This is a genomic window from Reichenbachiella sp. (assembly GCF_033344935.1).
Lineage (GTDB): Bacteria > Bacteroidota > Bacteroidia > Cytophagales > Cyclobacteriaceae > Reichenbachiella.
Window position 1 is genome coordinate 4,169,518 of record NZ_JAWPMM010000001.1, and the last position, 17,744, is coordinate 4,187,261.

At 40.4% G+C, this 17,744-nt stretch carries 14 protein-coding genes; 2 read left to right on the top strand and 12 right to left on the bottom strand.

What is annotated here, in order from left to right:
• Position 1: 1 nt before the first annotated feature.
• The 6 genes from R8N23_RS17955 to R8N23_RS17980 form a co-directional block, all read right to left on the bottom strand.
• On the bottom strand, positions 2-838 hold the full coding sequence (locus R8N23_RS17955; RefSeq protein ID WP_318172982.1) for a zinc-dependent peptidase: 837 nt from the start codon (positions 836-838) through the stop codon (positions 2-4).
• 12 nt (positions 839-850) lie between these two features.
• Positions 851-1,498, bottom strand: coding sequence for an alpha/beta hydrolase (locus R8N23_RS17960; RefSeq protein ID WP_318172983.1), 648 nt, complete (start codon positions 1,496-1,498; stop codon positions 851-853).
• Positions 1,495-2,163 (bottom strand): hypothetical protein, encoded by a 669-nt coding sequence (locus R8N23_RS17965; protein WP_318172984.1) that lies wholly within the window; start codon positions 2,161-2,163, stop codon positions 1,495-1,497. The genes R8N23_RS17960 and R8N23_RS17965 overlap by 4 nt, the downstream gene beginning before the upstream one ends.
• Before the next feature lie 448 nt (positions 2,164-2,611).
• Positions 2,612-4,159 (bottom strand): glycine--tRNA ligase, encoded by a 1,548-nt coding sequence (locus R8N23_RS17970; protein WP_318172985.1) that lies wholly within the window; start codon positions 4,157-4,159, stop codon positions 2,612-2,614.
• A 209-nt stretch (positions 4,160-4,368) separates the two neighbouring features.
• Entirely contained in the window at positions 4,369-4,830 is a 462-nt protein-coding gene (locus R8N23_RS17975; protein WP_318172986.1) for a DoxX family protein, read from the bottom strand.
• A gap of 375 nt (positions 4,831-5,205) precedes the next feature.
• Complete coding sequence (locus R8N23_RS17980) at positions 5,206-6,006, bottom strand: DUF1338 domain-containing protein (protein WP_318172987.1); 801 nt, start codon at positions 6,004-6,006, stop codon at positions 5,206-5,208.
• A gap of 152 nt (positions 6,007-6,158) precedes the next feature.
• On the opposite strand from R8N23_RS17980, the gene R8N23_RS17985 reads away from it, so the two are divergent.
• On the top strand, positions 6,159-6,617 hold the full coding sequence (locus R8N23_RS17985; RefSeq protein ID WP_318172988.1) for an Lrp/AsnC family transcriptional regulator: 459 nt from the start codon (positions 6,159-6,161) through the stop codon (positions 6,615-6,617).
• Positions 6,618-6,646: 29 nt separating this feature from the next.
• Here the strand turns inward: R8N23_RS17985 and R8N23_RS17990 are convergent, their stop codons facing one another.
• From R8N23_RS17990 to R8N23_RS18005, 4 genes are all read right to left on the bottom strand, one after another.
• The gene (locus tag R8N23_RS17990; protein WP_318172989.1) at positions 6,647-7,093 is read right to left on the bottom strand and encodes a hypothetical protein; all 447 of its coding nucleotides are present in this window, start codon (positions 7,091-7,093) and stop codon (positions 6,647-6,649) included.
• Between the two features lie 9 nt (positions 7,094-7,102).
• The gene (locus R8N23_RS17995; RefSeq protein WP_318172990.1) at positions 7,103-10,207 is read right to left on the bottom strand and encodes an Ig-like domain-containing protein; all 3,105 of its coding nucleotides are present in this window, start codon (positions 10,205-10,207) and stop codon (positions 7,103-7,105) included.
• Between the two features lie 77 nt (positions 10,208-10,284).
• A complete protein-coding gene (locus R8N23_RS18000; protein ID WP_318172991.1) occupies positions 10,285-12,906 on the bottom strand; it encodes a DUF5686 and carboxypeptidase regulatory-like domain-containing protein in 2,622 nt (873 codons plus the stop codon).
• A gap of 79 nt (positions 12,907-12,985) precedes the next feature.
• Entirely contained in the window at positions 12,986-14,206 is a 1,221-nt protein-coding gene (locus R8N23_RS18005) for a TCR/Tet family MFS transporter (RefSeq protein ID WP_318172992.1), read from the bottom strand.
• A gap of 176 nt (positions 14,207-14,382) precedes the next feature.
• Here R8N23_RS18005 and R8N23_RS18010 point away from each other — a divergent pair, with 176 nt between their 5' ends.
• Positions 14,383-14,994, top strand: coding sequence for a DinB family protein (locus tag R8N23_RS18010; RefSeq protein WP_318172993.1), 612 nt, complete (start codon positions 14,383-14,385; stop codon positions 14,992-14,994).
• A 60-nt stretch (positions 14,995-15,054) separates the two neighbouring features.
• Here R8N23_RS18010 and R8N23_RS18015 read toward each other — a convergent pair whose 3' ends face one another.
• Entirely contained in the window at positions 15,055-15,438 is a 384-nt protein-coding gene (locus tag R8N23_RS18015; RefSeq protein WP_318172994.1) for a response regulator, read from the bottom strand.
• Positions 15,425-17,731, bottom strand: a complete 2,307-nt coding sequence (locus R8N23_RS18020; protein WP_318172995.1) for a PAS domain S-box protein — start codon at positions 17,729-17,731, stop codon at positions 15,425-15,427. Before R8N23_RS18020 ends, R8N23_RS18015 begins: the two co-directional genes overlap by 14 nt.
• Positions 17,732-17,744: the final 13 nt, after the last annotated feature.

Here is a 17,744-nt window from a genome sequence, read left to right on the forward strand (position 1 = left end):
TCTAAATCGGGTTTAAAGGATCTTGCTTCAAAAGTAGCACTAAGATCGCATAGAGATTCGGCATTAGGCTTTTAAATTTTTTCGGGCGTTCGAAAAAATTCTCTACAGCGACGGAAAAAAACTCATCGGGGTCTGTGCCTGCATAGTCTCTAAACATTCGGCTTTTACCTGCAGCAATGTTTTTCATTTCCATGTCAGCCTGCTGTTGCCATTGCTGTAATACTGCACCATCAAAAAATTTATACTCAGCATTCAATATTAAATTTTCTAACCTAAGCGCATGCGCCATCTCATGCAATCCTAAATTCCTCCCATCCTTCGGATTGAAATAGCCTTCGACAAAGGCTTTCCACGACAACACAATGGCTCTGAGTCTGGGGTTTACCTCCCCTTTGTGATAGGTTTTGTTGATTGTAGAATAGTAATTGTCTGGATATACTAATATTCGTTTGAAATGACTCAAAAAAACTTTCGGATACCCAAAAGTCAGTTGTACGGCACAGGCTGAAATTAGCACTTTCATCTCGTCTGTGACCACAGGAATTTGTCTGGGTATAAACTCTTTGACATGGATGAAGTATTGAATTTTTTGTTCAAAACGTTTTCTTCGGTTAGGACTTAATTGGCTGTAATAGGGGAAATGCTTTTTCAGAATTTCTTTTCTTTTTGATGAAAGTGGCCTGGGAAAGCCTGGCACCTGAAAACCCATATTGATTCTACCAGATACACCTGTCAATAAAATCACCAAAACACTAAGAATCGCTAAAAAAACAACATCTGAAGTATCTTGAGTATGGGTTGAAGTCTGTAGTAGGACTGCCAAGCTAGTTATAGTCATTGGGTAAATATATCAATTCACTTCAGACAAAATCTTATCTACCTGAGCAGAAATTTCTTCCGAATTTTCAACAATAGCAAAATGTCCTGCATTCTTGATTTTATAAGCTTCTATTTTTTGAGGATTAGGTAGTAGTCTATCATTTGCAGCCACTATCCTCACCAAATTCTCCGGCAACCATTCATTGTCCCAAGTGAGCACTTTATCTATAGATAATTGAGTTAAAACTCGATCAGACTTCTTGGCGATTTTTGTGACCAGTTTCTTTCCTCTTTCTGATTTGATGCCAAAAAACAAGATCAACCACTTAGGGTTGGAACCGAATAAAAAGCTTGGAAGTATTCGATTCAATTTAGTTTTAGCAATCAATCGAATCCATAATGACAGTTCACTTCGTCTGGCTAATGAGGTAACTAGAATAGTTTGTTTAGGCTGAATATACTTGTTCATTTCTACAGCAAGCATCCCACCAAATGAGACACCGAGCAATACAAACGGTTTTGATGTATCAATTTGGGCACAGAGTCTCCATGCATAAGAAGCCATATTCTCCCATTTGTATGATGGAATCCATTCTATGCAAACTTTAGGGTAATTGATTTGAAGCAATTCAAATACGCTAGAATCTGCTCCTAATCCGGTCAAACAATAAACAGTCATCCTTTGGTAATCCTAATTTGTTGATCGATGACCTGACCATGGCACAGACTCTTCCAGAATTTCTCGTTTAGATATTCTTCCTTGATGAAGTTGGCTAAAGCTTCAAAATCCGAAAGGTCACCGGATAAGAGGGCCAAATTTATTTTCTCTTCAATGTTTTTTTTGAATGCATTCAAATCAGGTGTGATCCATCCAGAACTGTCACCAGCAACCTTAAACTTGCAATAGTAATAGGCCAATAATCCACTCTCTTCTATTTCAGGAATGATCAATTCATATTCTCGATTCAAATTAGCAATCAACTGATCCATGTCTTTTCCAGCCAGGTCATATAATACTAGCGACTTGAAGGTGATATTGACTTCAGCCTCCCTGAGTTGTTTCCAGTGAGTCAATAGTGCAGCTGTATTTCCATCTGCCATATGATGATGGACAATATCTTTGACAGAAATATCAGAGTCAATCTTTTTGAATTCCCCACATCTATCCAGAAACTCATCCTCTAGGTCGAAGAACTTTGTCAAAGCTCTAGCTTCTCCAAATGAAACGGACAATCCCCTACTCTTCGCTTTGCGCCAAGCCACACTTATCGACCATAGATTAGCCAATAAAAGTGCTAACCCAAACAACGCTGCCGCAGCCATAACCAAGTACAAAATATCCATAAAGAAAAGATAAGTAAGAATCGTGTGGTGGCAAAGGAAACGTTCGCGTAAACAAAAAAAGGCTATCTCAAAAGCCCTGTGATCTGTCAGGCTGAGTACTCGAAGCCTCGCTGCTCGACGTAGGCAGACATTTCGAGAGCCTCAATGTGACAATTCTTAGAGGTTTTAAACTTTTGAGACAGCCTTCACTTCCCTCAGAGTTACTCAACGAGAACTCTGAGGGAGTATAACAAATCTCAGAGTCCCTTACAGGTGACTCTGAGCTGGTGAGCACTTGCTCCTGAGACGAAGCAGACCAATATAATTTTAGAACTGCTCAAATCCCCCTAACCACATTTTTCTAAAGGGCAATTACTCCCTCTTGGAGAAGAGGGCTGGGGAGATTGAACCGGCTTCAAACAAAAAAGGCTCGCAAATGCAAGCCTTTCAATATTCTAATTAGCAATCCTTAGAGCTGCTTCAATAACTTCTTCAAGTCAACCGCTTTTTCGATTTCAGCAACTACTTCGTCTACTGAGACTCTTCTCTGCTCCATGCTGTCGCGCTCTCGAATGGTAACCATGCCGTCTTCTAAAGTCTGATGATCTACCGTGATACAGTACGGTGTGCCAATAGCATCTTGTCTTCTATATCTTCTGCCAATAGCGTCTTTCACATCCATTTGGACATTTACTGAATACTTCAACTCATCCATGATCTCACGGGCTTTTTCTGGCAATCCGTCTTTGTTGACCAATGGCAGTACCGCAGCCTTCACAGGTGCCAATACTGGAGGAATACGAAGTACAGTTCGACTACTTCCATCTTCCAATGTTTCTTCTGTGTATGAACTTGACAAGATTGCCAAGAACATTCTATCCAACCCGATAGACGTTTCTACTACGTAAGGTACATACGATTTCTCTTCTTCAGAATCAAAGAACTGAAGTTTCTTTCCACTATATTCTTCATGAGCTTTCAGATCAAAGTCAGTTCGTGAGTGAATACCTTCCAATTCTTTGAAGCCCATTGGGAAATTGAACTCGATATCACAAGCGGCATTTGCGTAGTGTGCGAGATTCAAGTGATCATGGAATCTGTAATTTTCTTCTCCAAGCCCAAGAGACTTGTGCCACTTAATTCTTTTTTCTTTCCAGCTTTCGTACCACTCCATCTCTGTACCTGGCTTGATGAAAAACTGCATTTCCATCTGCTCAAATTCGCGCATTCTGAAGATGAACTGACGAGCGATAATTTCATTTCTAAAGGCCTTACCTGTCTGCGCAATACCAAATGGCAGCTTCATACGACCAGTTTTTTGGACATTGAGGTAGTTCACAAAAATACCTTGTGCTGTTTCTGGTCGGAGGTAGATTTTGCTGGCACCATCCGTCACTGCACCGAGTTCTGTGGAGAACATGAGATTGAACTGCTTTACGTCCGTCCAATTCTTAGATCCACTCACCGGGTCAGCAATACCCAACTCCTCAATCAATAATTTTAAGTCTTCGAAGTTCTCTTCTTCGATGTCCTTTTTGAATCGTGCATTGATATCGTCAATCTTCTTTTGATTATCCAATACACGGCCATTAGTAGACAAAAATTCTTCCTTGTTAAAAGCATCACCAAATCGCTTTTCAGCCTTGGCTACTTCTTTATCGATTTTGGCTTCGATCTTGGCTACATGCTCCTCGATCAGCACATCTGCTCTGTATCGCTTCTTTGAATCCTTATTGTCGATCATAGGATCATTGAATGCATCTACATGACCAGAAGCTTTCCAGGTAGTCGGGTGCATGAAAATTGAGGCGTCGATGCCTACAATGTTTTCATTCATCTGCACCATAGCCTTCCACCAGTAGTCACGGATATTTTTCTTCAATTCCGCCCCGTATTGGCCATAATCGTAAGTGGCGCTGAGGCCATCGTATATTTCACTAGAAGGGAATACATAGCCGTACTCTTTGGAGTGTGCTATGATCTTTTTCAATAGATTCTGATCGTCATTTTTTGCCATAGCCGCAAAGATATACGAATCAGCGATTTGGGGAAGTTATGGGGGGTGCAAAGTTTCTTCATAGGCTTATAAACATTTAAGTCATCCCGTAGCTTGCGAAGGGATCTTCTTAGCTTCAAGCAGACTGCAATTGAATAAGGAGATTTCTCTAGTCAATCGACTCTCATCGATTTCCTTACGAAATGACAGCAGTCATGGAGTATAGCTCCTTAAAACCCAGCCAACTCTGCTTTGCGTTTGGCATCTCGGCGGCGAAGTTCGTCCACAGAAAAGCGACCTCCTCCGAAAAGAAAGTAGACAATCAGACCAACTAGAACCAAAGCAGACATTTCGAGCTCCATGAGGCTATCCATGGTAAGGAAATGAGTGGCGTTGAAGATCACTGCACCCATTAGAATAGGGATGTTCAAAGCACACATGACACGGGTGTAAGCACCTAGCGCAATCATCAAACCTCCAGCTGCATGCACCAAATAAATATAATGAGCAGCTATTACGGCCATGTAAACCATGCCCATGGATTGAACATTATCTGCGAGTACTTGAAAATTGGCTGTAAAAATGAGGCCTTTGATAAATAAAAAAACTCCTAGAACAACTCTAAGAAGGTCTAACCAGGCGGGAGCGAATCGTGCATCCATCCATTGGTCAATTTTTGTGATGAGATTCATAACAGTACGATTTTTGGGAGTATATAAGTTACTCAAAATCAAGGAGAAAGGCAATAAAAAAACGAAATTGAAACAGTCTAACTAAATAATCTCCATTTCAATAAATGTCACATTGAGGCTCTCAAAATGTCTACCTACGTCGAGCAGCGAGGCTTCGAGTACCTCAGCCTGACTGTTTTAATTGGCATTTTAAGGTGGATTGTTGTCCTTTGGTTTTCTTTTTTTGACGGATACAAACAAAAAAGTCAGCCCTCGCCGAAACGCTTGAGCTGACTTATCATTTTGGGTTAAATTTTTAACCCGATTTATGCATTAGATTTAGACTCTCATTACGAAGTTCTAATACTTAATTCGGGTTGATTTAGGAGTCTCGGCTTATGAAGCCGCATTCGTACTTTCGAATATTTTGTCTGCCGACTTGGCAATAAATCCATTGAATAGATTTCCACTGGCATCTTCGTATCTTCTGGCGAACTCGTAGTAGCAAGATGGTACTTCAAACGAGCCTTCTGCAAAATCAACCGCTTTCTTGTCCGCCAAAATACTGGACTGCTCTAGCAAAGCTTCTGGCGAGCCTTTGATTTCACCTCCAGATACATTCATAGGGAAGCCGTTGTTTTTTAAGAAATTGTTCATTTCTTCCAAGGACTCAATAGCTGTCAACTGGTTCACATTGATAGTGAAGTGATTGGCGCAGAAACCATACACGTACATCCAAGCCGCATATTCTGACTCTTCTCTCAATTTCAAATAAGTCTCGTGAGATATCGTGCCCCAAGGTCTACCCGAAAAAATCGTTGAATTGGTTTCGATCAATCCCATCGGGATTTCATTGATTTTCTTCAAAACAATGTACTGCAGCTCTTCAGAAAACTCTTCTAACAACAACTCACTAATGAAAATCTTTGGTGCTTTGGCATCAGGGTGCTCATAATGCTTTGCTCTCAATTTTTTCTCTTCAAAGACATAATCGTCTTTTTCTACATAGCCACAAGCTAAAAATGGTTTGGCTAATTGCTCTACATTGATACTTGGGTGATTGAAGGTACGAAACGCGATGTGATCATTGCTGATCTTCTCCCCTTTAGCTTCTAATAGCTCATGAATTTTACCGGCAGAAGGTGTTGTTTTCACATATTCCTTCCAAAAGATGTTAATGATTTCTTCGTATTGCATAGCATAAATATTTGAATACAAAACAAAGTCATATTTTACTATATCAATTAATTATTAAACCAGTTAATCAATTATTAATACTTTTTAAGTCAAATTAACTTATAAATTAATATTATAGTTAATTTTGACACCATTCATTATTCTTTCATCTCATGATTGGTCAATTTGACGAAACAGACAAAAAAATCCTAAGACGATTGGGCGAAAATGCCCGTGTCCCGTATTCAACGTTAGCCACAGAACTTGGTATTTCTAACACGATGGTGCATCAGCGAGTGAATAAACTTCGCCAATCTGGGGTGATCAAAAATGCCACCTATGTCTTCGAACCTAAGGTATTGGGCTACACTACTGAGGCTATGACGCGCATACAAGTGACCAATGCCAAATATGTGAATAGTCTGATTGCTTCATTGAAAGAGATCCCTGAGATTGTAGAGTGTTCGAATATTACAGGCAAGTATGCCTTGATTATCAAGATTTTCGCCAAGGACAACAGTCACTTGAGAGATGTGCTTTACGGACGTATTCACCCTTTGACAGGCGTGGAAGGCACCGATACTACGATTTCTTTTGAGACTGCTTTTCAGAAGAACATCGCGATTGATTAGTGATCAACCCAGTTCGGTCGACCCTAAAACTATTGCATCCTTACTTGCTCGATTTTCCCTATTTTTTCAATGGCCAAGCATTTGTCCTCATCCGATCCTTCCACTTTATATTTCACTATGAAATCCTCCTCGTAGGATCCCGTAATTTCCTCAGCTCCCAACTTGCTCTTAAATTTAGCTCCTGCCGACCTATTTCTTATTTCCCCTACCAACTGATATAGGCCCTTGCCACTCATGGTTTCAACCACTTTTCCTTCGCTGTCAAATAACCTCCAACTGGCTTTTCGATTTTTAAGCCACACTTCTTCTATTGTTGCTTTTTTGTTACCAGTGCTTTTAATCTGAATATCATATTTGGTGACTACATATCCGCTGGCCACTCCGGGTGCTATTTCCTTAAATGTCGATTCTTCTATTTTCAGCTTTGTTCCAAAGCATACAGCAGTTATCACAAGGGTTGTTAATACAGTATTCATAATTTGAGATTATTCTGAGACTAAAAATTTCTTGGTATATAAGCCTTTCGCTGTTGATGCCTTCACCACATATACCCCTGGCGCTAGCTCAGCCTTAACATTGACGTTGTTGTTTTTAAACGAACTTCTTGCTGTAAAGGTGGCCTGTTTACCAGTAATCGTATACACGTTGATTTCTGCCTGTTTAATTGTTTGACCTAAAAAATGCAGATTAATTCCATGATCTATAACGGCGACATTGAGTTTATTTTCTAGTAGAGGTTTCTCAACGTTGGTAATTGCCTTTGCAGTGAAATTCCAGGTGGTTTTATCCTCTATCCCAGCAAATTTATTTCCTGCGATATCTTTAAATGCATCGTTTTCAATAATTACGTAATAACCTATTCCATCTTCCAAATCTTGTGTTGGGTTGATAGTAACTACAGCGTCTTCTATAGTGACTTGATCAGAAGATACTGCGATTGTTTCAACATCAGTATCATCTTCTGCATACTTAAGAATAACCATACCTCCTGCATCTTTTATGTTTTCGCTGAAAGTAATGGTCAGATCACTATCCCATTCTACTCCTGTTTCATCATCTGCTGGGGACTTAGCGGTAATCGTAGGCAAGATGTCGTCATCTATGGTCAAAATATTAGTACTGAACATGCCCTTGCCATGGGTGCCTACGGCCACATAACCATCTACTTTTCTAGATCGAATCATAGAGACAGGCACATTGCCAATACTGGAAGTGCCCTCTTGTGTCCATACCGTAGTCATACCACTCAAAGTTTCTGTAGAGTACAAACCTGTGGTAGCACCAACTAAATAGACATTGGTATTATCTGTCTTCTTAAACACGTGAATCCATCGAATGGCTGGCCCAGAACCAGAACCATCTACACTTGGCACGCCTTCAGACACTTCTTCTTCCAGATTTCCACTAATGTTGGTCCAGGTAACTCCAGCATCAGTGCTTTTGAAAATCGAAAATATCTCATAATTTGAAAATGTGATATACACGTGATCGGCATTGTCTGGATCGACATCTATGGAGCTTACAAAGCCATTTGGAAGTCCCTTACCGGTGTATATATCATTTAGTGTGACGGTCGACCCTGTATTGGCGTTATCAATTCTGTATAATTCCCCAGCTGAGGTACCGATGTACACCATATTCGCCGGTGAAACAGAAGTCTCCAATGCTGTGATATTTCCAGAAAGCGTCGCTCCACTCAAATTCAAATTGGTCCAACCTTCGCTCGTACCATTAAAAGGATGACCGTTTTCATTTATCGTCGAGATAGAATTATTTCTCCAAAGTTCTTTATCTGCAGTATAGTACATAATGTCATCATCATTTCGATCCAAAATAAATGGTGAGATAAAGCTATTGAAACTACTAGAGCCCCGCGTATGAGGATTAACACCATGTCCTCCTTGACTTCCTGCAGGCATTCTTTGAACGTTACCAAATTGCTGCGAAATATACCAATTCTCAGTACCTGAAGACACCGCATTCCAAGCACCATCCCCTCCATGCGGCTGCTCAATCCAATCCGTGGTACCAGACAATTCATCTGTTGCATAGTTTCCATTGTCCTGAAACCCTGCTACAATTACCGCGCTGTTTTCGGTTGTAGGGTCGATAGAAATCGCATAAGCCTGGGTAGTGTACATACCATTGTTCAAATCACTCCAAGTCACTGGATGAGTACTATTTGTTGCCAAAATGTTTGTAGTTAAACTTAGTCCTCCATCATGTCCACACAACGCTTTGTCAGGATCACTTGGAAAAAATACTAACTCATGCACATCGGGGTGATGATTCGGATATTGACTTACATTATTATTGGGGGAATACCCGCCAATCCAGTCGGCTCCATCTAATGCTGTTGCGAACCCATCAGTCGATCGCCAAAGGTTGATGTCTCCTAGAAAAACTTTATTTTCATCATCCGGATGCACGCGAATGACCATATTGTATGAGCCTTGTGTATTGTAGTCTCCTACATCTCCTCCGATAGCTGGCAGCTTGTCAGAAAAATCTGTCCACGTAGGAGTACTCTCGTCATACTCGTATTTCACAAGCATGTCCCTTGCAAAATCACCATCTGCAACCAAAGCATCACCTCGCACGACAAACCAGACCACATCAGTATTGCTAGGAGCAATAGATACTCGAATTCTTTCCCAAGAACCTCCAAATCCGGTGACCGGTTTTCCGATATCTGACCAAGCCTGGCCATCTGTTGACCTAAAAAATCCTTTGTTCGTACCAGAACTGTGAGTTCCAGCGTAGTACACTCTACTACTTGCATCTACTTTGGACACATCAATGTGTACTACGTCTCCAAAATTGGCTTGACCCTCTGCATCCAAAACCAGCGTCCAACTAGTACCGCCATCAACTGATCTATAAATACCTCCAATGTTTGCAATCAGTACAGCCCCATCAATTGGATCAATAGCAATGTCGCTGCATAACTGCCAATTGGATCGTAGCCCTTCACCAAAAAGTGTCGATTCAGGCTTGGTATTAGTCAGCTGTGACCAAGTCACTCCATTGTCTGTGGATTTATAAACCCCATCTCCGGTATACTGCTGAGAGGCTTGATTAGTATTTACAGATTCTTTTCCCTCTCCAGTAATATAATACCAAGTGTCCTGAGCGGTTGGGTCTTGTGCTACGCCAGTGATGGATGGGTTAGACTGGGGGTTAGAAACTAAAGTCCATGAAGCACCACCATCTGTAGTTCTGTACATGCCGCCAGAGGTGCCTCCAGCTAAAATGATATCTTCATTCCTCGGATCGATACCAATCGCCTTGGTCCTTCCTGCTTGGTTGAATGGCCCTCGTTGATCCCAAGATTGATCTGAAGTTATTCGACCCGATTTTTCAGGTCGGAATCGTGCATCCAGGCCTGCGGATGGCGACTTTACAAACTGCAATTCCCTTTGGCGTATGCCCTGTGGCACTTGGTTGGTAGATGGGTTCTTGTACATTTCATACTCGTACTCTAACCTGGCCTGTCGGTTCTCTTTGATTCTAGGTATTTCTTGAGCAATGGAGGTATTCACCATAGTGAAAATCATCACTATGAGGAATAGTTTACAGCTTGTTCTCATGTCAATGTTCAGTAGTTGAGGAAAAATAAGTTTTAATTTAGCTGTATTGCTAAATCAATGTAAAAATGCGCTGGAGTCTATTCAAAATTAAACATTTCTTCGAGGAATGCCGCAACTCCAAATCGAATACCCCAATCTACATACTCTCCATCTTGAAAAGCCGCGACCGCTTCCAATCGGAACAATCGAAAAATATTATCGATACTATAGCCCGCTTCTGTATAGTTGAGCGAAGATTCGGTGCCTAAGTAATTCACAAATACACTCTCCTTTACTCCTCGTTTCCGAGCGAATTTAAATCGTGAGAAAAAGAATTTCCTAAACTGATAGTGTGTCAACAAGTTGAAATATGGCCCTTCTGTACTGTAATTATAGTATGGCAAGAGTCGATAGCTTTTCACTACATCAATATCCTGGATAGGCGTTCTATTACCCATAAAATGGTTGTAATCAAGGAAGGTAATACTATCCTTGGCCAGAAACCCTCCGCCGCCAACTCTAAAACTAAGCCTCCCTCTGATACCTACATCCAGCGAGTGAGTTAGATCAGCAGACCATTTGTGATAGGAAATTTCGGCCGCACTCACTGGTATCGCATTGTCATAGGCCAACGTCAACTCTGGAGAAGATCGATTGATGGTCTCTCTTTGGTTGTTCTTGATATAATATTTCAACCAGGGCTTCATCGTCAAGCTCAAACCTGTCATAAATATCTGATGTTCCAAAAAGGTGGTATTGCCTAGCTCAACATTGGCAGGGGTATTAGGCGTGTATACTCTGTCCTTTTTATTGAACCAGGTATGATTAGTCTGATTTTCTAAAGGCAAACGATTGGCATATTCGGCAGAAACATTCACTCGATATTTGTCCGTGATCTTTTTCTGAACCTTTAATGCAGCGAACTCCTTTTGATAAAGTTTCATGTAATTACTTTCTAACATGAGTGTAGTCAAGGAATTGATAATGGGAATAATTGGTTCTTCTGGATTGATTTGATACACATATCTACCTCCTTCTACAATCACATTTTGCTCACCAAATTTATAAGTGGTTTTGAGCTTGCTCTGTAGTTGATTGATAGAGAATCCATACCGGACCTCTGGAGTTACCTCCAACCAGGTTTTGTTTTCAAAAGTTTTAGTATAGGCCAATTGGTAAGAGAAATTGTAACCTTCTACGGAGTTGAAGTTAAGTGAAAGCAAAGGCGACTCTAATTCTAAATGTGTTTTATCACCAATTTTATAAGTATTACCAAGCAGCAAATCGTAGATTTTAAACCCTTCTTTTCCCTTTTTAGTCTTTATGGTATCCCCCTCAGCTTCCTGCTTATTCACCAGTGCCATGCTATCCATTTTGTGATAGCCTTTGATCTCATATTCGGAAAGCGGAATCGGTCGTACGGACTGCCAGAAACTCGAGTCCTTTTTAAACGCTAGTGAATCAATCTTGACATTTGTGACATACTGGATATCACGTGCTGTATCACGTTCAGACTCCATTTTCTCATAATCTCGCATCAACTTGCGCATTTCCTTGCGAGTCATTTCTTTGCCAGACTGCATTTTTTCCAGGACCTCAGTATTCACATTTTTGTTCTGAGATTCTAACTTCGCAGCCAATTCTTTATCCACTTTTTCATCGATCACTACCAGCTCAACATCCAAGTCCTTGTTTATTTCAATCTGATAGTTTTTTACTGTTGCCAAATAATTGTATTCAAACTCAAAACCGAAAAAAGTACCCTCTACATCAAACTGATGACTAATGGGCAACCAGGCTTTGTTGTCGATTGGATTATAAATTTGGTTGATCAGAAATTCTATACCCAGATAACTCGTTTTCAAATTGAGACTGTGGATGCTCCAATAGTCCTCAACTATTGAGATCTCCCCTTCAAATACATCGTCGCCTTTGGAACGCGGGATGACCCGTATCTTACTAAATTCATATTCCTGATCCTTGTAAGTTCCTAAATACTCAAATCGGTAGTAGGCAAATGCTTTCGGCGAAAGTGGCGAAACTGCTTCGCCTAATTTAGGTTCATAAAAACTACCTTTCAGATACTCCATCGGACTGGTGTTATTGTCCTCTCCACTGCTCCGGATTGACAATACTTCCTCTTCATAGATATTCGGACGAGTATATTTAACTTTTGAAATAGACTCCGTCACAAAGGCCGTGGTCGAATCTACCCCCTCTTTAGCTATTTGCTTTCGCAGGAAAAATGGAGAGTCAATCAACCTGCCAGACCCTTTGATATACACTTCGGCTTCATAACTATCTAACTGCTGCTGATGAAACTTTGCTTTGGCGATCGCCTTTCGCATGATCGTATAAGCAGGATCCTCTTTGCCAGCGCGTATTTCCACATCCCTGAGTACTATAGTTTGAGGCGCTAGTTTCACATGAACCTCAGAAAAACCATTACCGACCTCGATAAACTTCACCACAGATTTGTAACCCATATATTGAAAAACCAGATCGTATTTACCTGAAGGCAAAGGATATTCAAAATAGCCTTCTGCATTGGAAGTCGTTCCGGTTTCAATATTTCTCACATAAATAGTGGCATATGGCAAAGGTTCGCCATCGGAAGACTTGATAGTGCCTTGGATTCCCTGAGCGTTGATCTTAAAAAAAACAAGTGTAAGTATTAATAAAAGCAGTGCACTTTTGTTTGTGCTGGATAAGCTAAGCATGAGTAGGTTTCGTATGAGTTTTTGTATTAGTCTCCTATAGGATGCAAAAGTTACAGTTTCGGTTGCTTCGTCTCAAAAATTATCCAAAGACGCTGGCATACTTTCGAAGTGTTCGGAAGGCAAAACCTATACTCATAAAGGTAAAAATGGCTCCCATCAAGTACGGTGCACCGGGAAAATAAATACCAAGGGAATCATTTGTAAACCGAGCAAATAAATCCGTCATCAAAGGTGGCCCCACGATAGCCGTGAGACTAATCATACTGGTAATGGCTCCTTGCAACTCTCCCTGCTGATCTTCGGGAATCTGCCCAGTCATAATACTTTGAAGCGAAGGACCGGCAAAACCACTCAAGGCGTAAGGAATCATAAAAACAAACATCATCCAACCTTCTGAAGCAAAAGCAAAAAGCACGAAACCAATAAAATATAATATGAGCCCTAAGTAAACTCCATTTCGGTCGCCTATTTTAGGAATCACTACACGAATCAATCCACCTTGCACAATGGCCACCATTAAACCAACAAAACCCAGGGAATAGCCTACCATTTTCACATCCCATCCGAATTTTTCCATGGTATAATAAGCCCAGGTACTTTGTGTAGCGTGAGAGGCCAAATACACAAAAAACATAGCGACCATTAAACTCACTGTGACGGGAAACTTTTTCAACTGAATGAGCGAGCCTATAGGATTGGCACGCTTCCAACTAAACTTTCTCCTTTTCTCTTTTGCTAAGGATTCTGGCAAAATAAAATATCCATACAGCCAATTGAGCAAGGTTAAAACAGCTGCTGCAATGAATGGCACCCTGGATCCATAAGCGCCAAGCAATCCACCAATAACAGGTCCTATAATGAACCCGAGACCAAAGGCCGCCCCGATCATTCCGAAGTTTTTAGCTCGATCTTCCGGTTTACTGATATCAGCAATGTAGGCGGAAGCTGTAGTCATACTTGCACCTGTTACCCCCGCTAATATTCTTCCTACAAATAGCCATCCAATTGTTGGAGCCCATGCCAGTAATAAATAATCCACTCCAAAACCGAAAAGTGAAGCCAGCAGCACAGGTCTACGCCCAAACTGATCTCCTAATCCACCCATAATGGGTGAGAAAATGAATTGCATAAAAGCATAGGAGAACATTAACCAGCCTCCATACACGGCTGCATCCGCCAATGAGCCATTTATCAATTCCTTGATTAAATCTGGTATGACTGGAATAATAATTCCCAATCCAATTACGTCTACTAAAAGTGTAATGAAAATAAAAGTAAGCGAGGCTTTCGATTGGCTCATATTGGAAAGTTTTGATCGAAGATACGAGATATTGCAAGCATTGTTAGGCACCCAACAAAAGACTGAGCAGAAAATTGAATCTAATCACCAAGTTCTGATTATCTTAATAAAGATTTTTTAACGTATTGTCCTAAATGTTTAAAACCAATCGTCATTAAACCAAACAATAAAAAACTATGAAAAATTTTAAATCAATATTACTCATCCAGATTTTGCTACTTACTGGATTCACCACGTTTGCTCAATCCTTAACTAAGGCTGAAAAAAGCACGGCGATCAATCACCTTAAACAATCTCAAAGTGAATTGCTGATTGCTGTCAAAGACTTATCAGAAGACCAGCTTAATTACATACCAGATGAAGGCGTTTGGTCGATTGCGGAGACGATGGAACATATCGCTATATCTGAGAAGAATATTTTTGGAATTGTAGAAATGACTCTAAAAACAGACCCTGACCCTTCTAAAAGAAGTGAAGTGATGATGTCGGATGAGCAACTATTGGCGATGATTACCAGCCGTGACCAAAAGGTAAAAACTCGTCCTGAGTTTGAACCTACCAATAGTTTCGGGTCCTTTCAGGGTTCATTGGATGCTTTTAATGCACAACGTAAATCCAATATAGTTTTCATGAAAAAGACTAAGGAGGATTTGAGAAACAGATACTTCGATTTTCCTTTTGGAAAGGTTGATGCGTATCAAGTGATTCTTTTTATGAGTGGCCATACACAGCGCCATATGAAGCAAATTATTGAAGTAATCAAAAGCGACGGCTTCCCAAGTTCTTAAAAATATGACAAGCTGCTTTAGTTATTTGATTCAAGGATTAACGCTAGAGCAGCTTATTACTTAAATAAAAGTCAACACCTCATCTAGTTTAGCTTTGTTGAGGGGCTTTGACAAAAAGCCCTTGACTAATTGATGTGCTCTAGCTTTTTCTATATCATCAGGATTAATAGATGAAGTAAGCATAACAACGGGGATATCCTGGCTTACGGACATTTCTGAAAATTTCTCTAAAAACTCCCATCCATCCATTACTGGCATGTTGATATCCAGAAGGATTAAATCCGGCAAACGCTGACCATTTCCGACCAGATGATCTATAGCTACTTGTCCATTCGAGAGTTCTAAGCATTCCAAAAAGGCCTCATGTTGACGAAGGGCCAAATTGATCACATAGGAAGATATGGGATCGTCTTCCACGACTAGTACCAGCTCAATATTTTTCATTAAAATGTAATGTAAATGTTGTTCCCTTTCCTACTTCACTATCCACTTCAATCCGTCCCTTCATAGCTTCGATTTGATTTTTGGTTATATACAAACCAAACCCACGAGCATCTTCATTGTCATGAAAAGTCTTATACATGCCAAACACTTTATCTCCATAAGCGGCCATGTCTATTCCCAGACCATTGTCAGCAATTCTCACTCTGACTTCTCCTCGCTTCAGTGCTTTAGCCGTGATCTTTATGACTGCTTTACCACTTCGTTTTCTATACTTAACCGCATTACCAATTAGATTCAATAAAATGCTATCCAAATAGGCGGGTATAATTTGAATGGTCAATTCCGGCTCAATGTTGGCTTTAATTGTCACACCGCCTTCAAGAATTTCCAGATTCAATACTTGAAGTGTCTTCTCCACTTCTTCCAATAAGTTTCTTTGCTCAATCGGCTTATTCAAATTCTGATTCACTGTAATGATCTCATTGAGATTCATAATGGTTTCTTCCAGTTGACTCGTGCTGCTCTTCAACATTTGAAACATTTTTTCTTTCTCATCTGGGTCCGTGGTTATTTCCATAAAGGATACCAGTGAGGTAAGGTTGGCACTATGTGAACGAATATTGTGTGAGACGATATTGGCAAAATTTTGTAAGCGTTTGTTCTGATCACTTGTGACATCCAAGAGCTTTTGCATCTCTTTTTGTTTCTGGTTCTTAGCTGTGACGTCTCTTAATATACCATGATGATAGAGCACCTTACCAGAATCGTCGTAATGATAAAAGCCGTGGTCTTCTACCCAAATCTCAGATCCATCTTTTTTCTTCAGCCTATACTGATTGGAATGCTTGTACCGGTCTTCATGTTTGAAATACAAATCGTCTTTAATATTGATCGCCAACAATTCTTCTTCGGAATCATAGCCCAACATAGCGACCAAAGCAGGACTAACTTCGACAAATTTGCCTTCAGGTGTACTTTTATAAATACCATCGAGCGAATTTTCAAAAATGGTACGGCATCTTTTCTCACTTGCACGCAGAATTTCTTCTGCCTCAATCCTCTCTGTGATATCTCTCATAATAGCCTGAACATATTGGCCATTACCAAAGCTCAGCTCTGTTAACGCTACGTCAACAGTAAATAAAGACCCATCCCCTTTGGTATGCAACCACTCAAAATTGCCTACTGGCACCTCACGGTCAGACCTCTGGCCATCAGGTTGAAATTCAGGTGAAAGTTCATGAGGCTTGCGTCCGACAAGGTCTTTTCTCTCTCTACCAAATACCTGAGTGGTAATATCATTACATTCTATGATCACATCATCTTTCAAAATGAAAATAGCATCATTGGCCTTAGAAAAAAGTGTTTGGTACTTTTCTCTTTCCTGCCTCAACTCATCTCTCGCCTGTTTAGCCGCAGTAATGTCTCTCGAAATTCCAGAGAGATTGGTGCAACGACCTTTATAGTCAAAAACCGGTGTGATTTTGGTTTCAACTATAATCGATTCCTCACCAGTACCAAATTCGATTTGATAAGTAACTGGTTTTTTGGTTTCTATTGCTTCCAGGTAACGAGCCAAAATAATTTTGGCCCGTTTGGGATCCCATATGTCATCAACAGTCTTTCCTATTACTTGACTCCTCTTCTTACCCGTTAACTCCAAATAGGCCCGATTCACCGAAACACATCTGTATATATGATCAGGTTCTACCTCCATTAAAAAGATAAGGTCGTTGGTGCTACTGTAAATCAGGTTAAAGCTTTTTTCCCTAGCTTCCAGGTTTTCCAAATGCCGTGCTTGCACCACTTTAATAGCCACCATTGAGGCAATGGTCGTCAGAATGTTAAGATGAATGGGCTGAAAAAAATCCTTATCCGGATGTTCGGAATCAATAATACCGATGAGTTCATTCTCATGGATGATGGGAACGGTAATTTCCGAAAACCTCCATTCATCATCGCTAATGTAGTCCTCACTCTGGCTGGTATCATTGGTGATTCTAGCTTTTTTCTCAATGGCTGTTTTACCCACGATGCCAGTTCCCATTTTGATTAAGGTGGCATTGGTGTTTCGCGGTTCTTTGTTCTTATAAGCCTGAGAAGCTACTTGAATAAGATGTTCTTTGTTTTCATCCAGTAAGTAAATGGCACAGTCATAAAAATCCAGTTTTGATACCACATTATCAATTACACTCCACAAGGTTTCCTTGATCGTACTCTGATTGAGTAGACCTACAGCAAATTGATTAATAATATCCAGGTACCTTTCTTCCCGAATTTGCGTATTGGACATGCCGGTGGATTTA